At 64.4% G+C, this 22313-nt stretch carries 27 protein-coding genes and 1 pseudogene; 12 read left to right on the plus strand and 16 right to left on the minus strand.

Annotated features, from left to right (window positions below):
* The first annotated feature begins 3 nt into the window (after window positions 1-3).
* Window positions 4-213 carry a hypothetical protein gene (locus tag GA0061098_RS38480; RefSeq protein ID WP_018320724.1) on the plus strand — a complete coding sequence of 70 codons (210 nt, stop codon included), beginning with the start codon at window positions 4-6 and terminating at the stop codon, window positions 211-213.
* A 9-nt stretch (window positions 214-222) separates the two neighbouring features.
* Here GA0061098_RS38480 and GA0061098_RS38485 read toward each other — a convergent pair whose 3' ends face one another.
* From GA0061098_RS38485 to GA0061098_RS38505, 5 genes are read right to left on the minus strand one after another with little or no spacing between them, the layout of a single operon-like run.
* The gene (locus GA0061098_RS38485) at window positions 223-570 is read right to left on the minus strand and encodes a hypothetical protein (protein WP_091966702.1); all 348 of its coding nucleotides are present in this window, start codon (window positions 568-570) and stop codon (window positions 223-225) included.
* 26 nt (window positions 571-596) lie between these two features.
* Complete coding sequence (locus tag GA0061098_RS38490) at window positions 597-1400, minus strand: pentapeptide repeat-containing protein (RefSeq protein WP_165637882.1); 804 nt, start codon at window positions 1398-1400, stop codon at window positions 597-599.
* Between the two features lie 48 nt (window positions 1401-1448).
* On the minus strand, window positions 1449-2177 hold the full coding sequence (locus GA0061098_RS38495; RefSeq protein WP_091966626.1) for an ABC transporter ATP-binding protein: 729 nt from the start codon (window positions 2175-2177) through the stop codon (window positions 1449-1451).
* Window positions 2167-2904, minus strand: a complete 738-nt coding sequence (locus GA0061098_RS38500) for an ABC transporter permease (RefSeq protein ID WP_091966628.1) — start codon at window positions 2902-2904, stop codon at window positions 2167-2169. Before GA0061098_RS38500 ends, GA0061098_RS38495 begins: the two co-directional genes overlap by 11 nt.
* 1 nt (window position 2905) lies before the next feature.
* Entirely contained in the window at window positions 2906-3904 is a 999-nt protein-coding gene (locus GA0061098_RS38505) for an ABC transporter substrate-binding protein (protein ID WP_165637889.1), read from the minus strand.
* Between the two features lie 87 nt (window positions 3905-3991).
* On the opposite strand from GA0061098_RS38505, the gene GA0061098_RS38510 reads away from it, so the two are divergent.
* Window positions 3992-4351: a hypothetical protein gene (locus GA0061098_RS38510; RefSeq protein WP_026202407.1), complete on the plus strand. Its 360-nt coding sequence runs from the start codon at window positions 3992-3994 to the stop codon at window positions 4349-4351.
* Window positions 4352-4471: 120 nt separating this feature from the next.
* On the opposite strand, the gene GA0061098_RS38515 is transcribed toward GA0061098_RS38510, so the two are convergent.
* Complete coding sequence (locus tag GA0061098_RS38515) at window positions 4472-5290, minus strand: quinoprotein dehydrogenase-associated SoxYZ-like carrier (protein ID WP_165637883.1); 819 nt, start codon at window positions 5288-5290, stop codon at window positions 4472-4474.
* Window positions 5291-5347: 57 nt separating this feature from the next.
* Window positions 5348-6274, minus strand: a complete 927-nt coding sequence (locus GA0061098_RS38520) for a quinoprotein relay system zinc metallohydrolase 2 (protein ID WP_091966634.1) — start codon at window positions 6272-6274, stop codon at window positions 5348-5350.
* A gap of 126 nt (window positions 6275-6400) precedes the next feature.
* Between GA0061098_RS38520 and GA0061098_RS38525 the strand changes: the two genes are divergently transcribed.
* Together GA0061098_RS38525 and GA0061098_RS38530 are read left to right on the plus strand one after the other, a co-directional pair.
* Window positions 6401-7282 (plus strand): substrate-binding domain-containing protein, encoded by an 882-nt coding sequence (locus tag GA0061098_RS38525; protein WP_165637884.1) that lies wholly within the window; start codon window positions 6401-6403, stop codon window positions 7280-7282.
* Window positions 7279-7836, plus strand: coding sequence for a PQQ-dependent catabolism-associated CXXCW motif protein (locus GA0061098_RS38530; protein ID WP_091966636.1), 558 nt, complete (start codon window positions 7279-7281; stop codon window positions 7834-7836). Before GA0061098_RS38525 ends, GA0061098_RS38530 begins: the two co-directional genes overlap by 4 nt.
* Before the next feature lie 167 nt (window positions 7837-8003).
* On the opposite strand, the gene GA0061098_RS38535 is transcribed toward GA0061098_RS38530, so the two are convergent.
* The 6 genes from GA0061098_RS38535 to GA0061098_RS38560 all read right to left on the minus strand — a co-directional run bounded on the left by GA0061098_RS38535 (window position 8004) and on the right by GA0061098_RS38560 (window position 12845).
* Entirely contained in the window at window positions 8004-8303 is a 300-nt protein-coding gene (locus tag GA0061098_RS38535; RefSeq protein WP_028142690.1) for a copper-binding protein, read from the minus strand.
* A gap of 130 nt (window positions 8304-8433) precedes the next feature.
* Window positions 8434-9042, minus strand: coding sequence for a hypothetical protein (locus GA0061098_RS38540; protein WP_091966638.1), 609 nt, complete (start codon window positions 9040-9042; stop codon window positions 8434-8436).
* On the minus strand, window positions 9039-9887 hold the full coding sequence (locus GA0061098_RS38545; RefSeq protein WP_091966640.1) for an ABC transporter permease: 849 nt from the start codon (window positions 9885-9887) through the stop codon (window positions 9039-9041). Before GA0061098_RS38545 ends, GA0061098_RS38540 begins: the two co-directional genes overlap by 4 nt.
* Entirely contained in the window at window positions 9884-10690 is an 807-nt protein-coding gene (locus GA0061098_RS38550; protein ID WP_091966642.1) for an ABC transporter ATP-binding protein, read from the minus strand. Before GA0061098_RS38550 ends, GA0061098_RS38545 begins: the two co-directional genes overlap by 4 nt.
* Window positions 10687-11655, minus strand: coding sequence for a YVTN family beta-propeller repeat protein (locus GA0061098_RS38555; RefSeq protein WP_165637885.1), 969 nt, complete (start codon window positions 11653-11655; stop codon window positions 10687-10689). Before GA0061098_RS38555 ends, GA0061098_RS38550 begins: the two co-directional genes overlap by 4 nt.
* Window positions 11656-11663: 8 nt before the next feature.
* Window positions 11664-12845 (minus strand): ABC transporter substrate-binding protein, encoded by a 1182-nt coding sequence (locus GA0061098_RS38560; RefSeq protein ID WP_091966646.1) that lies wholly within the window; start codon window positions 12843-12845, stop codon window positions 11664-11666.
* 60 nt (window positions 12846-12905) lie between these two features.
* On the opposite strand from GA0061098_RS38560, the gene GA0061098_RS38565 reads away from it, so the two are divergent.
* Window positions 12906-13478 carry a DUF3280 domain-containing protein gene (locus GA0061098_RS38565; RefSeq protein WP_091966648.1) on the plus strand — a complete coding sequence of 191 codons (573 nt, stop codon included), beginning with the start codon at window positions 12906-12908 and terminating at the stop codon, window positions 13476-13478.
* Between the two features lie 211 nt (window positions 13479-13689).
* On the opposite strand, the gene fghA is transcribed toward GA0061098_RS38565, so the two are convergent.
* Together fghA and GA0061098_RS38575 are read right to left on the minus strand one after the other, a co-directional pair.
* Window positions 13690-14535 carry an S-formylglutathione hydrolase gene (fghA, locus tag GA0061098_RS38570; RefSeq protein WP_091966650.1) on the minus strand — a complete coding sequence of 282 codons (846 nt, stop codon included), beginning with the start codon at window positions 14533-14535 and terminating at the stop codon, window positions 13690-13692.
* A 74-nt stretch (window positions 14536-14609) separates the two neighbouring features.
* A complete protein-coding gene (locus GA0061098_RS38575) occupies window positions 14610-15230 on the minus strand; it encodes a response regulator (protein WP_018320706.1) in 621 nt (206 codons plus the stop codon).
* 142 nt (window positions 15231-15372) lie between these two features.
* Between GA0061098_RS38575 and GA0061098_RS38580 the strand changes: the two genes are divergently transcribed.
* The 5 genes from GA0061098_RS38580 (at window position 15373) to GA0061098_RS38595 (ending at window position 20614) form a co-directional block, all read left to right on the plus strand.
* Window positions 15373-16731 carry a histidine kinase gene (locus GA0061098_RS38580; protein WP_165637886.1) on the plus strand — a complete coding sequence of 453 codons (1359 nt, stop codon included), beginning with the start codon at window positions 15373-15375 and terminating at the stop codon, window positions 16729-16731.
* Between the two features lie 163 nt (window positions 16732-16894).
* Window positions 16895-19366 carry a TonB-dependent receptor gene (locus tag GA0061098_RS38585; protein ID WP_208610727.1) on the plus strand — a complete coding sequence of 824 codons (2472 nt, stop codon included), beginning with the start codon at window positions 16895-16897 and terminating at the stop codon, window positions 19364-19366.
* A 118-nt stretch (window positions 19367-19484) separates the two neighbouring features.
* A complete protein-coding gene (locus GA0061098_RS38590; protein ID WP_091966657.1) occupies window positions 19485-19847 on the plus strand; it encodes a hypothetical protein in 363 nt (120 codons plus the stop codon).
* Between the two features lie 132 nt (window positions 19848-19979).
* Window positions 19980-20147 carry a hypothetical protein gene (locus GA0061098_RS45430; RefSeq protein WP_165637887.1) on the plus strand — a complete coding sequence of 56 codons (168 nt, stop codon included), beginning with the start codon at window positions 19980-19982 and terminating at the stop codon, window positions 20145-20147.
* Window positions 20148-20206: 59 nt separating this feature from the next.
* Window positions 20207-20614, plus strand: a complete 408-nt coding sequence (locus tag GA0061098_RS38595) for a hypothetical protein (protein ID WP_091966659.1) — start codon at window positions 20207-20209, stop codon at window positions 20612-20614.
* Window positions 20615-20682: 68 nt separating this feature from the next.
* Here the strand turns inward: GA0061098_RS38595 and GA0061098_RS38600 are convergent, their stop codons facing one another.
* Complete coding sequence (locus GA0061098_RS38600; protein ID WP_091966661.1) at window positions 20683-21258, minus strand: YybH family protein; 576 nt, start codon at window positions 21256-21258, stop codon at window positions 20683-20685.
* An 81-nt stretch (window positions 21259-21339) separates the two neighbouring features.
* Here GA0061098_RS38600 and GA0061098_RS47310 point away from each other — a divergent pair.
* A pseudogene (locus tag GA0061098_RS47310) lies at window positions 21340-21489 on the plus strand (LysR family transcriptional regulator); the annotation flags it as partial.
* Between the two features lie 78 nt (window positions 21490-21567).
* Window positions 21568-22293, plus strand: coding sequence for a LysR substrate-binding domain-containing protein (locus tag GA0061098_RS38605; protein ID WP_347337557.1), 726 nt, complete (start codon window positions 21568-21570; stop codon window positions 22291-22293).
* The last annotated feature ends 20 nt before the right edge of the window (window positions 22294-22313 follow it).

The raw sequence follows: 22313 nt of genomic DNA on the forward strand, positions 1-22313 counted from the left end.
GGCATGAACCCGATTGACCTGGTGGTGACTGTGTGTGCGGTGCTCTCGCCTGCGACCTGCGAGGAACAGCATCTGATGTTCAACTATGGTGGGTCGCCGCGGCAATGCGCGATGGCCGCGCCCCCCTATATCGCGCAATGGGTCGGCGATCATCCGAAGTGGCAGGCGGTGCGGTGGCGCTGCGAATATCCGCACCCGAACGACAAGGCGTAAGGCGTCTCGCTACTTGCTGCAGTCTTTCAGATCCTTGTCGGCGATCGAGAATACCGCATCCGCTCTGATCTCGATGTCGCGAACGACGCATTGCCTCGCATTGGGATAGCTCACCTTGGCATCGTAGCGGCCCGGCTCGACGCCGGTGATGCGCAGCCGCTCGTCGTGGTCGACCTCCTTGTCCTTGTCGTTCAAGCACTGGTTCGGTCCCCAATCGGTCTTGCCGGCGGGTGAGAGCTGGAATCCGGAGATCGTCTCCGTCGTCAGATTCCAGAGCCGGATGCCCTTGCCCTTGGCCTGCGCGGCGGCATCGCCGGCAAGCGTCAACGACGCGATCAAAGCTAGAACCCAACGCATCAGCCAGTCCTCCCAAAGGCGGGCCATCATTCCCTGATCAGGCGCTCGCGGTTCTTTGCCTTGTCGAAATTTTTGGCGCGGTCAAGGCCGTTCAGTGCGATCAGCTTCGCCGAGGCGAGATCGGCGCCGTCGAAATCAGCGTCGATGACGTTGGCGCCCGTCAGATCGGCTCCGCCGAGTTGGGCGTTTTTCAGTGATGCGCCGCTCAGATCGGCGCCCCTGAGGACTGCGAATTCGAGGTCGACGCGCGACAAATCGGCGTTGCGCGCGTTCAGCCGTTCCAGATTGGCGGATCTCAGCACCGCGCGCATCAGCCCCATCGACTGGTTGCGCATATCGGCGCCCAGATGCGCGTCCGCGATCGAAGCGCCGACCAGGCTTGCGCCGGTGAGATCGGCAGCGATGCGCGCTCCTGACAGGTTCGCGCCGTCGAGACGCGCGCGGGCCATTTGCGAGGCGAACAGATTGGCGCCCTTCAGGCTTGCGCCGGTAAGATCCGCATCTAGCAGCCACGCCTGATCGAGGATTGCACGGTCAAGCCTGGCGTCTCGGAGTATTGTCTTGTTGAGCCGCGCGGCGCGGAAGACCGCGTTGGACAGGTCCAGCCCCGAGAGATCGAGGCCCGACAGGCGTTTGCCGGTGAAATCGGCAGGCTGCGCGGCGCTCGCTTTGGCCAGCACGGCCTCGACCTCTGGCCTGGTCATTTCGGACGAGACCATCGCGGGGGAGGTGAGGTCGACGTCGCGCATCATGTCCTGCGCGCCCGCCGTCATCGTGACGAGTGCAAGACCAAGCGTTGCCAGCGTTGAGAGGGCGACCGTCCGCGTCATCATCGACTCCGCCGCCGGCCCAGTCTAGCACGTCCGCCAGGCGACCGGCTATGAGACATCTCGCTCAGTGCGGTCGCCTTGAGTTCGTTGGGCGAGGCCGGCCTTGATCGCCGCAATCTCGGCTTCGCCGCGTCTGTCGCGCGGGATGCCGATAGGCACCTCGGCCACGATCCGCGCTGGCCGCGGCGACAGGAACAACAGCCGGTCGCCGAGGCGCACTGCATCGTCCAGGCTGTGTGTCACCAAAAGCGTCATCACCGGCCGGCTCGCGACGAGCGTTGCAATCTCATCGCGCAGGCGTCCGGCGAGAGCGTCATCGAGCGAGGCGAGGGGCTCGTCGAGCACCAGAATATCCGGCTCGACGGCAAAGGCGCGGGCGAGCGCCACGCGCCGGGCCAAACCCAGCGAGAGCTCACCGGGATAGTGATTGCGATGCGCTTCCAGCTCCAGGATTTTGAACAGCTCGGCGAGCTTGGCATCAGCCACGTCGGGCGCAGCCAGCCGCACATTCTGCTCGACCGAGCGCCACGGCAGCAGTCGTGGCTCCTGGAACACCATGCCGATCCGCGCCTCCGGCGGCCGCGCGACACGGCCTGCAAAGTCGTGGTCCAATCCCAGGATGATGCGCAGCATCGTGCTCTTGCCGCAGCCGGACGGGCCGATCAGCACGCCGACCTCGCCGGATTGAAGCGCGAATCTGACCGGCGCCAGCACCTCGTGCGTTCCGCCCGCGGCACTCCTGAAGGTCTTGCCTGTGATCTCGACCTCAAGCCGCACGGGGCCGCCACCTTGTTGCGCGGGCTTCGAACGGCTGCACCAGCAAGGTTTCGATCACGAGCACGACCGCGGCGAAGGTCAGCGAATAGGCCAGCAGCCGCGGCGTGTCGAACAGCTGGAAGGCGACGCCGATTTCGAAGCCGACGCCGTTCGGACGTCCCAAGAGCTCGGCGACCAGCACGATCTTCCACACCAGCGACAGTCCGGAGCGGGCGGCCGCCGCGATATAGGGCGCAAGCTGCGGCAGCACGACATGGCGGAACGCGCGCCAGCGCGGCATCGCGAACACGCTCGCCATTTCGTCGAGCGAGCGGTCGAGCGCGCGGGTGCCCTCGCGCAAGGTTACGACCGCGGTCGGCAGCTTGTTGATGGCGATCGCCGCGATCGCGGCGGCCTCGGTCAGACCGGCCCAGATATAGGCCAGCACGATCACGACCAGCGCCGGCAAATTGAGTAGCAGGATCAGCCAGGGATCGCCGAGCTTATCCGCGAGCCTGACCCGTCCCATCAGGTAGCCGATGGCACTGCCGAGCGACATCGCCAGCACGAAGGCGAGGGTGACGCGCGCCAGCGTGGCGCCGAGATGCAGGAACAGCGCGCCGGATGAGGCTTCCGCGATCATCACCTCGAGCACGGCCGGCGGGGGGGGCAGCTTCGCGCCGCCGACGAACAGCGCGGCAATCCACCAGGTCGCGAGAAACAGGGCGAACGACAGAAGACGCAGCACCTCAATCTCCGGGGACCGCGTGATAGAACGTGCCCGGATCGAGCTCGGCCGCCGGGCCGACGAGGTCGCGGCCGCCGATCTCGGCCAGGACGCGGTAGAGCACGCGCGCGTCTTTCTCCTCGTCGTCGATGCTCCGGCGCGGAATGCCGTCGCGATAGCGGTCGCGATAGGTCTTGAGCATGGCTGCATCGCTCGTGCCGGTGAGCGGCGCGATCTTGTCCCAGGCCGCATCCGAGGTCACCAGCAGCTCCTTGGCCTTGCGCGTCATTGCGATGAAGCGCGCCACGGCGTCGCGATGGCTCGCGGCCCAATTCTCGTCGAAGACGTAGCCGACGGCGGAGACCGCGCCTTTGGCACCGAGCTTCGGCAGAATGTCCTCGATGCCGGCGAGGCGGCGAAATCCCTTGGCCTCGAGCTGGGCACAGAAATTCCAGAAATTGAGGCTCGCCTCCATCTCGCCGTCGAGCGCCTTGGCGGCGATCAGGGGTGGGGCGCCGTAGGCAATGGTCGCCTCCGACTTCAGGTCGATGCCATCCTGCTTCATGCTCGCCTGGAGCAGCAGCCAGCTCTTGTCGATCGCCCCGCCGGCGACCGCGAGCTTGCGCCCCTTCAGGTCGGCGAGCGTCTTGATCGGAGAGGATGCGGGTACCATCACTGCGCCGAGCGCGCTGGAATAGGGATAGAAGGTGAGCTTGGCACCGAGCGCGCGCTCGCGCGACACCCACAGCCAGTCTGACAGGATGATGTCGGCACTGCCTGCGCGCATCGCGATCTTGCCGGCCTCGGTGCTCGCGAGCTCGGTGACCTCGAGCGAAAGGCCCGCCTCCTTGTCGAGGCCGCTCGCGCGGATCGCGGCCAGCTCCCAGGAAAATGTCCCGGTTTTCTGCACCGCAAGGCGGATCGTATCCGCGGCGCGGCCGGGCGCGGCCAATGTCAGCGCCAGCGTCGTCGCGAGCGCAAATGTCCGACCAAATGCCCTTATCACGCCAAATGCTCTCATCACCTTGTGAGCCGTTTCCTCTGACAGAGTGCTTTTCAGGACAATACGCATAGCATAGCTTTGGTCGCAACCCGCGGGAGGATGCGCATGAAACTGGCCGGACAGCTACGACCGATTGTCGCCGCATTGACGGTGCTGGCGGCGACCGCGTGCGTGGCGCGGGCCGAGGAGGCCAATGATTATCCGACGTCGGCGCGCGCGGAGTACGTCTATGGCTGCATGAAGGCCAATGGCGAGAGTCGGCAGTCGATCGAGCAATGTTCCTGCTCGATCGACGTGGTCGCCTCGATCGTCACCTATGAGCGCTACGTGACCGCCGAGACCGCGCTCAGCATGTCCCAGGTCCGCGGCAATCTCGGCGTCCAGTTCCGCACCTCCGAGCAGGCGAACACGGCAGTGAACGATTTGCGGCGCGCGCAGGCGGAAGCCGAGGTGAGGTGTTTTTGATTTAGTGCTGTCATTCCGGGATGGTCCGAAGGACCAGACCCGGAATCTCGAGATTCTCAGGTGCGCAATTGCGCACAATAGCTCGGTCCTGCGGACCGGCCCGGAACGGCGGCCTGACTATTACGTCCCCGGCTTCTCTACATCCCACTCATTCCGGAACACGTGCCCATCCGTGTCCTTTGCTTCCGCGCGGAAACGCTTGGCGCCGTTGGAGACATAGGTGAAGCGCAGATTGGGATCTTCCGAGATCGAGATGCCGCCTTCCATCGACAGCACGGGGCTGTCGTCCTGCGTCAGCTTCAGCTGGTTGACGAAGAAGGCGGGAATGTAGAGCTGCGTGACCTGGTCCATCTGCAGGCCGGAATTGTTGGGATGGCCGATCATGATCTGCGCTTCGCGGATGCGGCTCGCGGGCGCTTCCTCGCGCGCGAACTGCCGGTAGCGCATCTGGCCGAGCCGGTTTTGCGCTTCCTCGGCGTTCTTTCCTGCCGGTGCCGAGCAGCCGCCGGAGGCTTTCACATAGACTTTCGAGACATAGAGCTGGCCATCGCTGAGCTCGGCCACCGCGTGCACATCGGTGTAATTGTTGACACGCACGCGCGTCGAGATCTCGGTGACATTGGCGTCGGAGCCGAGCTCGAACTTCGCCGCCATCGGCGCCGGGTTACGGTCGATCACGAGCGTGATCGAACGGATACGGCGGCTATCTGCGGGTGACAGCTTGCTGCGCAGGGTCACCGGCACGATCGCCGCGTCCTCTGCGCGATACGGCATCTCGATGCCGATGACGGCGCTGCCGTCGTTCATCGCACGGCTATTGAAGATGTCCTGCACCAGGCCCGGCCAGGGATCGTCAGCCTCTTCAGCCCGCGCCGGCGCGGCGAAGGCGATGCCGAGCAGTAGGGCGATCAAGGGCAGGTGGCGTGTCCATCGGGTCATGGTCATGGTCCCCGGAGTCAGCGAAGCTGATCTCCTTCACCTATCGTAGCGCGCCTGCTACTCCCATTCAATTTCCGAAAATGCTGCAGTTGCGTTCCGGGCGTTGTAATCGCCGAACAACTCCCAGCGCGGCCGCTCCTGCGCAGCCGCCTTGTCGGCCGCGGCTCGGATCGGCTCGCCGTTCTTGTTCAGCGTGCGGACGTCAGACAGCAGCGTTGACAAGTAACGCCGCTCATCGGCCAGCGCGGCAGGCCAGTCGCTCACGGGGCCGTGACCGGGAACGACGCGTTGCGCCGGGACGGTCTCCAATTCCTTCAACGTGTCGAGCCAGCCGCGAATGCTGCCGTCCATGACCGGAATGTGGCGAAGAAAGACGAGGTCGCCCGCGAACAGGGTTTTCGTCGTCTCGTCGTACACGGTGACGTCGCTGTCGCTGTGCCCGGTCCGCCAGGCGCGCAAGACGAGGCGGCGCGACCCGAGATCGAGCGTCATCGTGTCCGAAACCAAGAGGGTCGGGGCAACGATCTTCACGGGATCGATCAACGCGCTGCCCATGATGCGGCGAAAATTATCGAGATAGTAGGGGCCGCGCGTCGCGAGTGCCTGCGGCAGCTTGCTGTGACCGACGAAGCTGGTGTCTCCGGCGGCGAAGGCCGCGTTGCCGAAGACATGGTCGGGATGGCCGTGGGTGTTGATGACGTAGCGAATCGGCTTGGGCGTGTGGGCCCGCACCGCGGCTAGCAGGGCCTCGCCTTCGCGGAGGCTGCCGCCGGTGTCGATGACGGCCACGGCATCATCGCCCACGATGAAGCCGACATTGGCAATGTCACCCTCGTTCTCGCGGGTCATCAGGGCAATGGTCCCGGAGTGTACGAAGATTCCCGGTGCGACTTCGCTCACAGGCAATTCGGCCGCCCCGGCCCGTGCTAGCGTTACGATCCCCAGCAGGGACAAGGCTGCGATCACTCGAGCGATGCGAGACACTTTTCCGCCTCAGTTCAAAGGGTTGCTGCATTGCACTGCAACAAAGCAAAGCCAGCAAAGTCTGGCAAAACATGGCGCGTCATGCGTTGCATGGATAGCATTCAAACAAAACGAGGAGGAAGCGCGATGACGGAGGCCGGACGACATCGTCGCTGGTTGTTTTCACTGGGGGTCCTGGTTGCGTCCTGTGCGTTCGGCGATGTCGCCATCGCGCAGACCAATGACAGCGGCGACCTCTCGTTCGAGCTGGTCGACCCGAACGTGCTGCGCGTCTGCGCCGATCCGCGCAATCTGCCGTTCTCGAACGAGAAGGGCGAGGGGTTCGAGAACAAGCTGGCCGAGCTGTTTGCCGACAAGCTCAAGAAGAAACTCGACTACGTCTTCTTCCCGCAGGCCACCGGCTTCGTGCGGATGACGCTGGGCGCGCATCGCTGCGACGTCATCATGGGCTTTCCGCAAGGCGATGACGTCGTGCAGGGCACCAACCCCTATTACCGCACGTCCTACGCGCTGGTCGCCAAGGCCGGCAGCGGGCTCGAGGAGGTCGATACGCTCGAGGACCCGAAGCTGAAGGGCAAGCACGTCGGCATCGTCGCCGGAACGCCGCCGGCGACCAACATGGCCATTGCCGGCCTGATGAGCGATGCAAAACCCTATCCGCTGATGATCGACACGCGCTACGACAATTCGGCGCAAGCGATGATCGACGACCTCGCCGCCGGCAAGATCGACGCCGGGGTGCTGTGGGGACCCATGGCCGGCTACTACGCGAAGAAGGTCGGCTCGCTTCACGTCACGCCGCTGGTGAAGGAAACCACGGGACCGAAGCTGGTCTATCGCATCGGCATGGGCGTGCGCCCCGCCGACCAGAACTGGAAGCGACAGCTCAACAAGCTGATCCAGGAGAACCAGGGCGAGATCAACAAGATCCTGGTCGACTTCGGTATACCGCTGCTCGACGAGAGCGATCGGCCGCTCAGCGCGGAGACGGCCAAGAAGTCACCATGAGGCGGCGTCTTGCCGCTGCGCTCGTCGTTGCCGCGTTGGCGGTGCCGGCATCCGCGCAGCAGCAGGAGCCGTTCGAGCCCGAGGGTTATCGCGCCGACAATTATCGCGCACCGGTGCCGGCGACGCTCGTCGGCGCGCGCGTGCTTAACACGGTGGAAGCCGAAGCGATCTGGCGCGCCAAGAGCGGTGCGTTCGTCGACGTGCTGCCGCGCCCGCCGAAGCCGAAGAACCTTCCCGCAGGCACGGTGTGGCGCGATGCGCCGCGCAAGAACATTCCGGGCAGCATCTGGCTGCCGGATACCGGCTACGGCAGTTTGCCCCCGGCCATGGACGATTATCTCCAGCGTGGCCTCGCACAGGCCTCGCGTGGCGACAAGGCCGCGCTACTGGTGATCTATTGCCTCGCCGACTGCTGGATGTCCTGGAACGCCGCCAAGCGCGCGCTGGCGTATGGCTATTCCAACATCGCCTGGTACCCCGACGGCACCGACGGCTGGGAGCGCGCCAAGCTTCCCACCGACGAATCCCAGCCGGAGCCGCGGCCGGAGCAGTAGCTGTCTCGATGAGAGGCGCACAGCCTCCCCTCGCCATTGCGAGCCAACGGGTCCGCGCGAAGCGCGGCCCGATGACAGGCTCCGCGAAGCGATCCAGAATCTTTCCCCGGAGGGACTGGATTGCTTCGTCGCAAGAGCTCCTCGCAATGACGAGGTGAGACTCAGCCCTACTGCTTCTGCAGCTTCGTCAGCGTGCCCGTGCCGTTGTTGTCCGTTGCAGAATAGTTCACCCTGTCGCCGGCATGAACGGCCTCCAGCATCGCGGCGTCCTTGGTTTTGTACTCCTGGAGCGCGCCGGCGCCGCCAGCGCTGCCACCGACGGTGCCTTTCTGCGTCTGCTGGATCGAGATCGTGCCATTGAGCCGATCGATCCGCATGACCATTCCGGTCATGTCGTCAGCAAGAGCGCTGGTTGCGAGCATGCTGAGGGCCGCAGCGCCCGCAAATATGAATCTTGTGGTTCCCATCGAGGCCTCCCGACGTCTTGGAGTTCACTTCGACAAGCCATCCTAGATCGATTTGGTTCCGGCAGATAGCAGGCCAAAGGTTAACCGGGCCGATCCGGGAACCTGTCCTGGCCCGCCAGCGAGGCGGGCGCTATTCCATTTCCTGCTGGATCACGCGGCCAAGCGCGAACAGACGCTGGTCGATCGTGGTTGGAACCTCGCAGACGAATCGCACGACCTTGTGACGGTCCTCGAAAATGCGGGTCTTCCAGATCAGTTCGTTGCCGAGCGCTTCGACCTTGGCCTCGTCGCGCGGCGTCGCGCCCTGCAGCTCGTGAAGGGCGATCGTCTCCTCGCGAATCTTGTCGGCGGACTCGCGCTGCTTGCGGCTGACGCGTTCGAGCCCGGCCATCACCTGGGAGCGCTGGGCATTGAGCGTGTCGAACAGGCCGGCGAACAGGAGCTTTGCCTTCGCGGTCTTGTCAGTGGCGGAGGCGGCCAGAAATTCCTTCACGGACTTTTCGGCCTCATCGAGCGGCGTTTTGCGCGCCGACAATTTTGCGACCAGCGCGCTGACCTTGGCGTCGTCCTTCCACTTGTTCTGGACGTCGTCGAGCGCCGGGCCGGCCCAGACGGCGGCAAGCGAAATCTCCGGCACCTTGGCTTGCGTGCAGGGCCAGTCGGGATAGCGCGGATCGGCCGCGCGCGCGGCCGTGCCCGACAGCGCCAGCGCCACTACAGCCATCGCCAGAACCTTCATCCTTCGCCTCCTGCGGGCCCCCGTCGCGCCAGCCCACGCGAGGGATCATAGGCCAAAATCGCGCCGATCATGAAGACGATTGTGCAAGCTGCGACCACCGCCAGCGAGATCCAGTTGATTTGCCCGTAGAGTGCAAAGCGTATCAGCTCGACCGCATGGGTGAACGGATTGGCCTCGCAGAGATAGTACAGATAAGGGCTGCCCTCCTGCACCCGCCACAGCGGGTAGAGCGCGGACGAGGCGAAGAACATCGGGAAAATGACAAAATTCATTACCCCGGCGAAGTTCTCGAGTTGCTTGATGCCGGAGGAGATCAGCATACCGAGCGAGCCCAGCATCAGCCCGGACAGGATCAGCGCCGGCAGCACGGTCAGATAGCCCGATGACGGCGGGGTGATGTCCCAGAACCAGGCGATCAGCAGGAACGCATAGACCTGGAGCAGCGACACCGCCGTGCCCGCCAGCAGCTTGCAGAACAGCAGGAACCCGCGCGGCAGCGGGCTCACCAACAGCGTGCGCATGTTGCCCATCTCGCGGTCGTAGACCATCGAGAGCGAGGACTGCATACCGTTGAAGAGCTGGATCATCGCCATCAGCCCGGGCGCGATATAGACCTCGTAGAGGATGTAGGTCTCGTAGGGCGGGATGATGGAGATGCCGAGCACCTGACGGAAGCCGGCGGCGAAGATGAACAGCCACACCAGTGGCCGCACAAGCGCCGAGACGAAGCGTTCGCGCTGATGCAGGAAGCGCAACCCCTCGCGCCAGACGATTCCGGTGAGGCAGGTCAGGTACTGCTGGGCCGAGAAGCCGCGCGGGGCGTCACGCGTGGTGATGCTGCTCATGCGCCGCCTCCCGGCAGGGTTTGCGCGCCGGTCAGGCGCATGAAGGCGGTGTTGACATCCTGCGCGCCTGTTGCGGTGACGACGCGGTTCATCGGCCCCTGCGCCAGCACCTTGCCCTGGTGCAGCACCACGAGGTCGTCACTGGGCATGATCTCGTCGAACAGATGCGTGGCCCAGAGCACGCCGATGCCTTGCTCCGTCACGAGCTGGCGGACCTGGCTGATGATGTCGGCGCGCGCCTTGACGTCCAACCCGACGGTCGGCTCGTCCAGCAAAAGCAGCCGCGGCCGGTGCAGCAGCGCACGGGCGATTTCCAGCCGCCGCATCTGTCCGCCGGAGAGATCGCGCACCTTGCTGCCGGCGCGATCAGCGAGCCCGATGCGGCCGAGCAGCTCGGCGCTGCGTGCGGCGGCTTCGCTCCGGCTGATGCCGTGGAGCGCGGCGTGATAGAGCAGGTTCTGCGTCAGCGACAGGTCGAGATCGAGCGTGCGCGGCTGGAACACAACGCCGAGTAGCCGCAGCGCCTCGCCGGGGCTTTTGCTGATGTCATGGCCGAAAATGCCGACCCGGCCGCTTTGGATGCCGAACAGGCGCGTGATCAGCGAGAACAGCGTGCTCTTTCCGGCGCCGTTGAGGCCGAGCAGGGCGGTAAAGCTCGCCGGCTGCACGTTGAAGGAAACGTCGATCAACGCACGCCGCTGCCCATAGGAATGACTGACGCCGTCGATCGACAGCGCCGGCACCGCCGCCGTGTTGGGCTTCGGCGCCTCCTGTGGTTCGGGACTCGGGGCAGAGCTGGTCATGGCGCGATCGTGATGCCCCAGGGCAGTTCGCCCACCTGAATCGTCTTGATCACCTTTTGCGCGGCGACGTCGATGACGGAGACGTCGTTCGACACGCCGTTGGTGGTGAGCAGGTATTTTTCATCGGGCGTGAACGCCATGTGCCAGACCCGCTGACCGACCAGCAGATATTTCGTCACCTTGCGCGAGGCGACGTCGACGACGGCGATGCGATTGGCGGGGCCGAGCGCGACGAAGGCGGTCTTGTCGTCCTTGGTCATGCCGATCCCGACCGGCTGGATCGCCTCTTTCCGCAGGCCCGGGATCTCGAACGTGACCTTGCCAATCACCTCATGCTTTTTCGGGTCGATCACCGAGACCGTGCCGCCGATCTCGGAGGAGACCCACACTTCGGAAGCATCGTGCTTGAACTCGGCAAAGCGCGGCCGCGCATCGACCAGCACGTTGGCGACGATCTGGCGCGACGCCGTGTCGATGAAGTGCGCCATGTTGGTCGTTTCCGACGTGTTGATCAGCGTCTTGCCGTCGGGGCTGATGGTCATGCCCTCGGGCTCGACGCCGACCTGGATGTCGCCGAGCCGGGCGCGCTTCTCGAGGTCGATCACGGTCACTGTATTGTCGTTCTCGTTGGCGACATAGAGGAACTTGCCGGCGGCATCCTGCGCGAACAATTCCGGGTCGGGGCCGGAGGGCAGGCTGTCCACCACGGCTTGCGTCTTGGCGTCGATCACCTGGATGGTGTCGTCGTCGCCGACGGCGACCATCACGAACTTGCCGTCGCGCGTGAAATCGATGCCGCGCGGGCGCTGGCCGACCTTGATGGTCTTGGTCACGGTCCAGCTCTCGGTGTCGATCACCGTGACCGTATTGCTCTTCTCGTTCGAGACATAGGCGATGAACGCATGCGCGGGTGCCGCCGCCAGCGCCAGTCCGGACAAGAGCCCCACACGCCACATGCGCAACATTTGCGTTCTCACTTCAGCTTGCATTTGCTCTCCGGGCGGTCGTAGCCGAGCGTATCGAGCTCGGAGACCTGGTGCAGGAAACCCTCCTGCGGCGAGACCGACACCACCATGCGGCCATCGACCAGCAGGATCGGCTGGCGCAGCTGCAGATTCCAGTCGCGCAAGGTCAATCGCGTGCCCTTGAAGGCGGCGACCGAGAAGTCCGGGCCCTTGATGAAATCAGTCACCTTCTTGACGTCGCTGGAATTGGTGCGCGAGGTGGCCTCGCCGATCATGCGGGCCGCGGTCCAGGCCTGCATGTCGAGCGCGGTCATGCGCCGCGAATTCAGCTTCATGAAGCGGTTCTGCATCTGGATCGCGCCCCATTGGTCCTGCGCGGCGTCCCAGCTGCGCGGCACGAGGCCGGCCGAGCCTGCGACGGGGCGGGGATCCCAGGTGCGGTAGGGCAGGTAGGCGCCGAACACCTCGCTCTCGTCGGCGGCGACCAGCACGTCATAGGCAGGCGCGCCTTGCGTGAACACCGGCATCTGGCGCTGGATCAGCGTCACGCCGCTATCGGTGCGGCGCGCGCCGCCCTTGTCCTCGAAGGTTTTCTCCTGGACGATCTTGGCGCCGAACCGCGTGGCGGTGCGCCGGAGCGCGTCCGCGAACAGCTTGTCCTCGTCATGCGAGCCGACCACGAGCAGCCAGCGCGACCACTTTTTCCAGACCAGATATTGCCCGAGCGCATCCGCCAGCATCGCCCGTGTCGGCGCGGTGTGGATCACGTTGGCACGGCAATCGGCCTCGCGCAGCCGCTCGTCGATCGCCCCTGCGTTGAACAGAAGCGTGCCACGGTCGCGCAAGGCGTCCGAGATTTTCAGCAGCGCGTCGGCCGGCAGGTCGGTGATGATGAAGCCGTTCTTCTCCGCGAGCGCGGTCGCAGCCTGGACGACGTCCTCGCCTTCCTTGATCCGGCGCTCTTCCAGCGCGAACCGCTGGCCCAGGAATTTACCGGTGGTGTTGTTGTCCTCGATCGCGAGGCGCGCGCCGGCGACGCCGTCATTCTCCGCGGGCTGCTCGACCAGCGACAGTGTGGATCTGGTGCCGGCGAGGCCGAGATAGCCGACGCCGATCAGGGCAGGCTCCGCCGCGAGCGCGCTCGTCGCAGCAAGACCTAAGCCAATCAGGCCGACCAACCATCGGATCATGTTTCCTCCGAACGATCTCCCCGGCTTGACCGCAGGTGGAGAATTGTCTCTGCTTCAAACATGACCGATTTGGCAGGGCATGCAACCCCGCATTTCGTCCCTGCGCGCGCGAGGCCTGGAATCACGATCATGCGAGCATTGATGATGATCGCCGCTTTGCTGTTGACGCCTTCGCTCGCGCGCGCCGATCCACCGAAGCTTGCCGTGTTCGATTTCGAGCTGATCGATACCAGCCTGCCCGGGGAGTTCTACGGCTCCAGGCCCGAAGAGGCGCGGCTCGTGCTTATCAGCGAGCAACTGCGCAAGGAATTGACGGAGTCCGGCAGGTTCCAGGTGCTTGACATCGCGCCGGTCAGGGATGCCGCCCGTCACGCCAACTTACAGGCCTGCGGCGGCTGCGATCTCAAGCTCGCGGGCGAATTGGGCGCTGACCTCGAGATCACCGGCATGGTGCAGAAGGTCTCGAACCTGATCATCAATCTCAACATCTATTTGCGCGACGTGAAGACCGGCAACATGATCGCCGCCGCCAGCGCCGACATGCGCGGCAACACGGATGAAGCCTGGACCCGCACGATGAGCTACCTGATCCGCAACCGGCTATTGGCGCCGAATTACGGCAAGCGGGAGTAGGATATTCTCTCAGCGAGTTGGGAATCGTGGGGTGGGCAAAGGCGCACTTGCGCCGTGCCCACGATCAATCAATGATTCGAGAGAAATCGTGGGCACGCTTCGCTTTGCCCACCCTACGATACTGTCCTCACGAACAGTCGCGCGAGCGGATAGATACCCCTCATCCGGCGCTTCGCGCCACCTTCTCCAAGGGGAGAAGGAAGAAGGGAGATCACCCCTTCAGCTTCTCCGCATGCCAGTGCAGATGATCGCCCATGAAGGTCGAGATGAAATAATAGCTGTGGTCATAACCCGCCTGCCGCCGCAGCGTCAGCGGGATGCCCGCCTTGGTGCAGGCGGCTTCGAGCAGCTCCGGCTTGAGCTGTTCTTTCAGGAAATTGTCGGCCTCGCCGACGTCGACCAGGAAGCCGGAAAACTTCGCGCCGTCCTCGATCAGCGCCACCGTGTCGTGGCCGCGCCAGGCGTCCTTGTTCGGTCCGAGATAGCCGGTCAGCGCCTTGGTGCCCCAGGGCACGAGCGAGGGCGCCACGATCGGCGCGAACGCGCTCGCGGCGCGAAAACGGTGCGGGTTGCGCAGCGCCACCGTCAGCGCGCCATGGCCGCCCATCGAATGGCCCATGATCGATTGCCGCTTGGCGTCGACGGGAAAATTTCCCGCCACGAGCTTTGGCAGCTCCTCGGTCACATAGCTCCACATCCGATAATTGCGCGCGAACGGCTCCTGCGTGGCGTCGACATAGAAGCCGGCCCCTAAGCCGAAATCATAGGCGTTGTTGGCATCACCCGGCACGTCGGCGCCGCGCGGTGAGGTGTCGGGCGCGACGAAGATCAGGCCGAGCTCGGCGCAGGCTTTGCGGAATTCGCCCTTCTCGGTGACGTTCGCATGGGTGCAGGTGAGCCCGGACAGATACCAGACCACCGGCAGCTTGGCGCCGTCGGCATGGGGCGGAACATAGACCGAGAACACCATGTCGGTTCCGGTCGCCTGGCTCGCATGGCGATACACGCCCTGCACGCCGCCGTAGGATTTGTTGGTCGAGACAGTCTGAATCGTCATGCCTTCACTCCGTGGCATCTCACCACATCAATATTGCAACGCTTGTGTGACCGAATTTGTGGCAGCTGCCTGCGTCAGGCAACACCGCTGTCGATCGCCAGCCGCACCAGCTCGACCGAGGTCTTCACCCCGAGCTTCTGGCGCATGATGGACGAGGTGTTGGCGACCGTCTTATAGGACGATTGCACCAGCCAGGCGATCTCGGACAGGCTCTTGCCGGCGCTGAGCAGCCGCAGGATCTCCATCTCGCGCGCATTCAGCTTCGACAGCGGGCTTTGCGCCAGCGTCGGTCCTGCGAAGGCGATGCTGCGCGCGATCGCGCTCGGCAGGTAGGTGCCGCCGCCGCCGACAGCACGGATCGCCTCGACGAGGTCGTCGGGGTCGCCGGTCTTGGAGACGTAGCCCTTGGCGCCGCACTCGATCGCGCGCGCGGCAAAGGCCGGATCGTCGTTCATGCTGAACATGATGATGCGGGCCTCGGGCGCGCGCTCGAGGATGCGGCGTGCGAGCTCGAAGCCGGAGACGGTCGGCAGGTTGATGTCGATGATGCAGAGGTCGGGGCGCTCGACGATGAAGACGCACTCGCCGTCCTCGGCGTCGGCGGCCTCGAGAATCTCGATCTCGCCCTCGTCGGCCAGCACGGCACGGCAGCCGGAGGCGACAATGGGATGATCGTCGACGATCAGAATGCGCATAGGCGTTTCCTTGTGACAGCACCGGCCTGTTTCGCGCCCGGCCGGGATTGCTGTACGCTTCCGATTAGATATCCGCCGCTTCGCCGCTGTCAACGTCATCGGACAGCGGCGGGCGAGGCTTCGCGAGGCACGGGCGACACCAATGTGGCAAAATCTATCCTTGCGCGGGCGCATCAACCTTCTGCTGGCACTGCTGCTGGCGCTGGGGCTCGCGGTCAATATCGGCCGCCAGGTCGCGGAGGCAGGTCCCCGCGTGCAGGCCGAGGACCAGAGCGTGATCCGGCTCGCGCGCGAATTCATCGAGATGATCGTTGCCGATCTCAACGAGGCGCCAGATCCGGATGCGAGGCTGAACCAGATCGCGCGCGATCTCAGCCGCCTGCGCCATGTCAGCATCACGCTTCGGGACACCGGCGGCAATGCGCAGGCGCCGCCCCGGCTTGATGCCGATAGCGACACAAGCGGGCCGCCGGCCTGGTTCGTCAGCCTGGTCCATCCCGAGCAGACCGCGGTGAGCGTGCCGGTCTCGATCCGTGGCAAGCCCGGCTCGCTCCTGATCACCTCGCATCCCGATGACGAGATCGCGGAGATCTGGGACGGCATCGTGACTCAGCTCGAGGTCGGCACGGCGATCGCGCTGGCGCTGTTTTTCCTGATGATGAAAGTGGTCGGCCGGGCGCTGGCCCCGCTCCAGTCTCTGGCCGAGGCAATGGGGAAGCTCGAAGGCGGACATTACGAGGCCCGCGTCGCACCGGGCGGCGCGCCGGAGCTCGCTGCAATCTGCACCAAGCTCAACCACCTTGCCGCAACCCTCGGTGAGGCGGTCGAGGACAAGCGGCGCCTCGCCGAGCGGGCGGTGTCGCTCCAGGACATCGAGCGCAAGGAGATCGCGCGCGAGCTCCACGACGAGTTCGGGCCGTATCTGTTCTCGCTGCGGGCGCATGCCGGCGCGCTGGCGAAGCAGGCGGATGGACGCGTCCCGAATGCGGAGGCGGTGCGAAAACATGGCAGCGCCATGCTGGAGCAGATCAACGCGCTGCAGCAGTTTAACCGCCGCGTGCTGGAGCGCCTCCGCCCCGTCGGCCTTGCCGAGCTCGGGCTGCGCCAGGCGCTCGAATCGCTGTCGCGGCTGTGGCGGGAGTCGCATCCCGATGTCGCCATCGAGACCGTGATCTCGCCGTCGCTGGGGGTCACCGGGGAGACCGCCGATCTCACCATCTATCGCATCGTGCAGGAGGCGCTCACCAACGTGTTCCGCCACGCCGGCGCGACCTCGGTCAATGTCGTCATCGAGCCGGCGCAGCAGATGGCGCAGGACGGTCGCTTTTGCGCCCGGGTGCGGGTCAGCGACAATGGCCGTGGCATGGAGCCGGGCCAGAAGCTCGGCTTCGGCCTCGTCGGCATGCGCGAGCGGATTCTGGCGCTGGGCGGCACGCTCAACGTTGTCTCCGGCGACGGCGGATTGACCGTGGAAGCGCTGGTTCCGACCGCGGCCGCCTGACCGCTCCCGAAGCGATCGGGAATAATTCCCGATTTGGTCGGGAAAACGGGAGCCGATATTGCCCGACCTTTTGTGGCTGGCGGGATTGCGACTGCCGAATACACTCGTTCCGACCAATCGGCGAAAATCAAAACAGCCGGTGGTCACGGATGGGAAGGCGGGGATGGGCAAGGTTCTTTCGTTCAAGCGTCGTTTGTTGATGGCCTCGGTGTCGACCGGTCTGGTGTCCGGGGTGGTCTTGGCGAGCCCCGCCGGGGCCGCGCAGGACGAGGAGACCAACGTCCAGAATCTGCCGCCGGTCGAAGTGGCGGCGCCGCCGCCGTCGGTGGCGAGACGTACTGCGCCGGTGCGACCGGTTGCGCATATCGGGGCAGCCTCGTCCGCCAGTCCCCGGACCCGCATCTATGTCTATCCGACCGCGCCGGGCACCGGCAGGGGTCTCGATGTCGACAAGGTCCCGTCGGCGATCAACGCCGTCGATGCCAGCCAGATCAAGCGCACCGGCTCGCTGAACGTCACCGACGCGCTGCGCGACAACATCGCCGGCGTCAACATCACCGAGGTCACCGGCAATCCGTTCCAGCCCGATGTCGAATTCCGCGGCTTTGTGGCTTCGCCCGTGACCGGCACGCCGCAAGGCCTTGCCGTGTACCAGAACGGCGTCCGCATCAACGAAGCCTTCTCGGACGCCGTCAATTGGGACCTGATCCCGACCGCCGCCATCAGGTCGGTGACGCTGGTGACCAACAATCCCGCCTTCGGCCTCAACGCGCTGGGCGGCGCCATCAACCTGCAAATGAAGGACGGCTTCACCTATCAGGGCGCCGAGATCGACGTGATGGGCGGCTCGTTCGGCCGCGTCCAGGGCTCGGCGCAATGGGGCAAGCAGGTCGACAAGAACTACGGCGTCTATGCCGCGCTCGAAGGCTTGCGCGACAACGGTTTCCGCAATTTTTCGCAATCAACCGTGCGGCGCTTCTATGGCGATGTCGGCTACAAGGCAGGCGACAGCGAATTTCACGCCAATATGGGCGTCGCCAAGAACGATTTCGGCGCCAGCGCCACCGTTCCAGCCGAGCTGCTCGACAAATATTGGGGCGCGACCTACACCACGCCGCAGACCACCTCCAACCGCGTCGGCTATCTCAACCTGACCGGAAAGGCCGATCCGACGCCGACCTGGACGCTCGAAGGCACCGCGCATGTGCGCAGGTACGAGCAGAAGCTCGTCGACGGCAATCCGACCGACGTGCAGGAATGCGCCGCCTTGGGGCTGTTGTGCTTCGGCGACGATACGACGCCGGCGAATGGCACCAACGGCGCGCAGCTCGTCAATCCGTATCCGTTGGGGACCATCCTCGGCGAGATCGACCGCAGCACGATCCGTTCGACCAGTTTCGGTGTGTCAGGCCAGGCCACCAACACCGATCAACTGTTCGGGCATGACAATCGCTTCGTGATGGGCGCGACTTACGACGCCAGCGTGACGCGCTACAACGCCACCGCCGAGATCGGCTCGATCGGTGAAAACTACGTCGTCAGCGGCAGCGGCCTCTTCCTGGGGCCGACCGGTCAGCCGGAAACAGTTGCCGGTCCGGTCTCGCTGCGGACCGTCAACCAATATAACGGCTTGTATGCGATGGACACGTTCAACGTCACGGACGCCTTCGCCATCACCGGCGGCGGCCGTTTCAATGTCGCGCGCATCACGCTGGAGGATCAGCTCGGAACCGATCTCAACGGCGATCACACCTTCACCCGCTTCAATCCGGTGATCGGGGGCACTTACAGGATCACGCCGGGGCTGACCGCCTATGCCGGCTATTCCGAGGCCAACCGCGTGCCGACGCCGCTCGAGCTCGGCTGCTCCGATCCAGCCCGCCCCTGTCTCATCGCGGCGTTTCTGGTCTCCGATCCGCCATTGAAGCAGGTCATATCCAGGACCGTTGAAGCCGGCCTGCGCGGCACCAAGGAACTGAACATCGGCACGCTCGGCTGGAAGATCGGCGGCTTCCGCGCCACCAATAACGACGACATCGTCGCGATACCCGCGGTCGGACGGACCGGCTTCGGCTATTTCTCCAATGTCGGCCGTACCAGGCGGCAGGGCCTCGAGGCCGAAGTCAACATCAAGTCGCCCACGCTCCAGTTCCAGGCGAGCTATGCGTTCGTCGACGCGCGCTTCCTCGACCCGCTCGAGCTTGGCTCCGAAAGCCCGTTTGCCGATCCGACCACCGAGACCATCCGGGTCTCACCCGGCAACCAGCTTCCCGCGATCCCGCGCCACCGCATCAAGGTCGGCATCGACTATGCCGTGACCGACGTCTGGAAGGTCGGCGGCAACGCGCTGTTCGTCTCCAGCCAATACCTGGTCGGCGACGAGTCGAACCAGTTCGCGAAGCTGCCGTCCTATACGGTGTTCAACCTCCACACCTCCTACCAGGTGGCGAAGAACATCCAGCTCTACGGCAAGATCGACAACATCTTCGACAAGCGCTACGCGACCTACGGACAGTTCTTCGACCGTGACGCCCTGCCCAACTTCACCAACGGCGGTGCCGAGTTTACCGACCCGCGCTCGCTGAGCCCGGCAAGGCCCCGTGCGTTCTACGCGGGGATGCGGGTGACGTTCTAGGCACGGGCGCCGTGCAAGGCCAGCGGCTGAAGCATCGGCTCCGAGCGCCGCGGCCGGAGGCAGCGCCTCCTGTTCCGCGATAGCGCACGCTGAGCTTGCAGAATATCCCGCCTCCGGCATGATGGGCTCGGAGGCTCGCTTTGCTGTGGCGTTGAAGAATCCGGATGCCGTCGCTGCTATCGTTTCAGCGCTTCGGCACGTCTACGGTGACGAGGTCGCGCGACTTATGCTCGTCGAGGGCATGAGCCTCGCCGACCTGATCGATGCGATGTTTTCTGGGCCTTTGACGCATCGCGAGGCCGTTCGAGATATCACCGACGGATTGGACGATTTTGTCATTTCACCAGACCTGGGTCCCGTGTGGCACCTCAGGTACATCTATGGAGACGAGCCCGGCTCCCTCCACGTCGTGGATATGGAGATCGCCACGCCGAACGGCACGCTGGCAAGCAGAGACGTCTGGCTTCGTCTGGTCTCCTAGAGGAGGGCCGCCGTTGCGAGGTTGGCCCGCGGCTGCGTCGTCTTTACCAACCGGAAACCATGTCAAATGATCTGAAAATTTTAATGCAACTGCTTGGCTGTCTCCGCGTCAGTTCGTCGGAGGGCCCGTGTGATGACAGAGCGCCAATTGATGGAGCAGGAGTGCCAGATCGCACGTTATCGGCGCTTGGAGCGGGAGGTGACGGATCCGCTTGCCGCGTGCCTGCTTCACGGCATCGTCGAGGAGCTTGAAGCCGAGCTGCGCAAGGAAAGGCCGGATTGGCACGGGCCGCGTGATTAACGGTTTCTTAGCGCTAATCATGCGGATTGTTGCGTGGGAATGTCTAGGAGACTGCTCCCATGCTGAAGGACGGCACATATGCGGCGTGGTACAAGACGCCGATCGACCAAGGCACTGGGATCGTCCATGTCGCAGACGGGCAGATCTGGGGCCGTGACAGCCTGATGACTTATCACGGCTCGTGCCGGGTCGACGGAGATCGCTTCACCGCCACCGTATCAACGAAGCGTCACACCGACGGACGTGCAACGGTCTTCGGCGTGGAAGACGAACTCACCCTGGACATCGAGGGAAACTGCCCCGGCAAGATCGCGACTTACACCGCGACGGCCCAACAAGTGCCGGGAATGATCCTCAAGGGCACGCTCATTCTGACCGAACAGCAGCCGCCGGCAAGTGAACGAGCCGAGCAGTTCCCGGCATTCAATCCCGACAAGCTGCCAAAGCTGCCGAAGCGTTCGCGCTGAAAATTTTGGATCGCGATGCGTGACGTCACGAGCCAGCTGGCCGGCTGGCTCCAGCGAAGCGAGGGACATCATTTGTCCTCCAGCCAGCCCCGGGCGAGTATCGCGGCTTGTTGCAAGGTGATGCTTCGGACCAGCGGATCGGCATGACGGTGCACGAGTTGCCAATCCGTGCCATCCTTGCGGTAGACCTCGGTCACGCGCAGCGACCAGTCTTGAGCCGGCAATCCGCCCACTTCGGCCCGCTGGTGTTCGATCATGACGAGAACGACGAGCGCGTCCGATGCATAGGTTTGCAAGACTTCGAGCTCGGTTTCGCCTTCCCTGAAGTATCGTGACAGGTCGGCCAGGCGTTTGGGGCTCGCGTCGAATCCGCGACTGGCAGGCCCGCCGAAGGGCTGCATCAACGTGAAATCCGGCGCGATGCGGACGAGCCGGAGCCAGCGATCCATGTCGCCACGCATGAACGCGGCATTCTTCGCGCGAGCGCGTTCGACGAGGCTGGCTATCGCGTCGTTTGCGACGGCCTCATCGCCTGAAAGCTGAACGGACAGCGGAATTGCAGCCGTGGCGGCCATCATCGAGCGCCGCGACATCTTCTCCTGCCGGTCTGGCCAATTGTTCACACCGGGCGGTCTCTTGGTCATTTCAGGTCTCCTGATCGAACGACGAGCGACCCATCCATGAGACCTTGAACTTGATGAATCCAGCGATATGATTTCAGCATCATGCTGAACCAAATTGATCTATCCAGAATCGATCTGAATCTCCTCGTGCTCTTCCGCGTGGTTCTGGAAGAACGTCATGTCGCGCGTGCTGCGGGCCGGCTGAGCCTGACGCCGTCGGCTGTCAGCCATGCGCTTGGCCGGCTCCGTCTCCTGCTGAACGATCCGCTGTTTCTGCGGACACCCAAGGGCGTCGTTCCAACGGCGCGGGCCTTGGAGCTCGAGGAGCCCGTGACCGAGATCATCGCGCGCATCGAACAGCTGATCGGCTCGGCTGCACCGTTCGACCCCGCGAAGAGCCGCCGCCGGTTCACGATTGGCGCCCCCGATGCCGTACTGGTCTCGACATCCGTTCAGCTCCTGCGATCGATCGCGACTGCGGCCCCCCATATCGACCTCGCCCTGATCCACCTGATGCCTGCGCCGCGCGGCGGCGCGATCGGGGAGCCCTGGCACCAAAGCCTCGATATGCTCGAAAGACGCGAGCTCGATGTCGCAATGCTGCCGCTGCCGGCGGTATCGCCGCGATTCGAGGCGCGCAGGCTCTACGACGAGGATTTCGTGCTGGCCATGCGCAAGGGACATCCCCTCGCAAAAGCGCCCACCCGTGCTGCATTCTCGCACTCACAGCACCTGCTGGTGTCTCTCAGCGGCGAGGCGCGCGGCTTTGTCGATGAGATGTTGGCAAAGCGGGGCCTCGAGCGCCGCATCGCCTTGACCGTCCCGAATTTCATGATGGCGCTCGTCCAGCTTTCAGGATCTGATCTGATCGCAGCATTGCCGCGCCGATTGGTGGAGCACCACGCCGGCCGTTTCGGCTTGGTGTTCGTCGAGCTGCCTTTTGCGCGTAAACCGGATGCGATCCGCGCGATCGCAACCAAGGCGGCGATGAGAGACGCCGGCATCGCGTGGCTCATGCAGGTCGTGGTCAGCGCAATCGGAGCAGGTCGGCCCTAAAGCCCGAAAGGGTTTCATCC

This window comes from Bradyrhizobium shewense (assembly GCF_900094605.1).
Classification (GTDB): Bacteria; Pseudomonadota; Alphaproteobacteria; order Rhizobiales; family Xanthobacteraceae; genus Bradyrhizobium; species Bradyrhizobium shewense.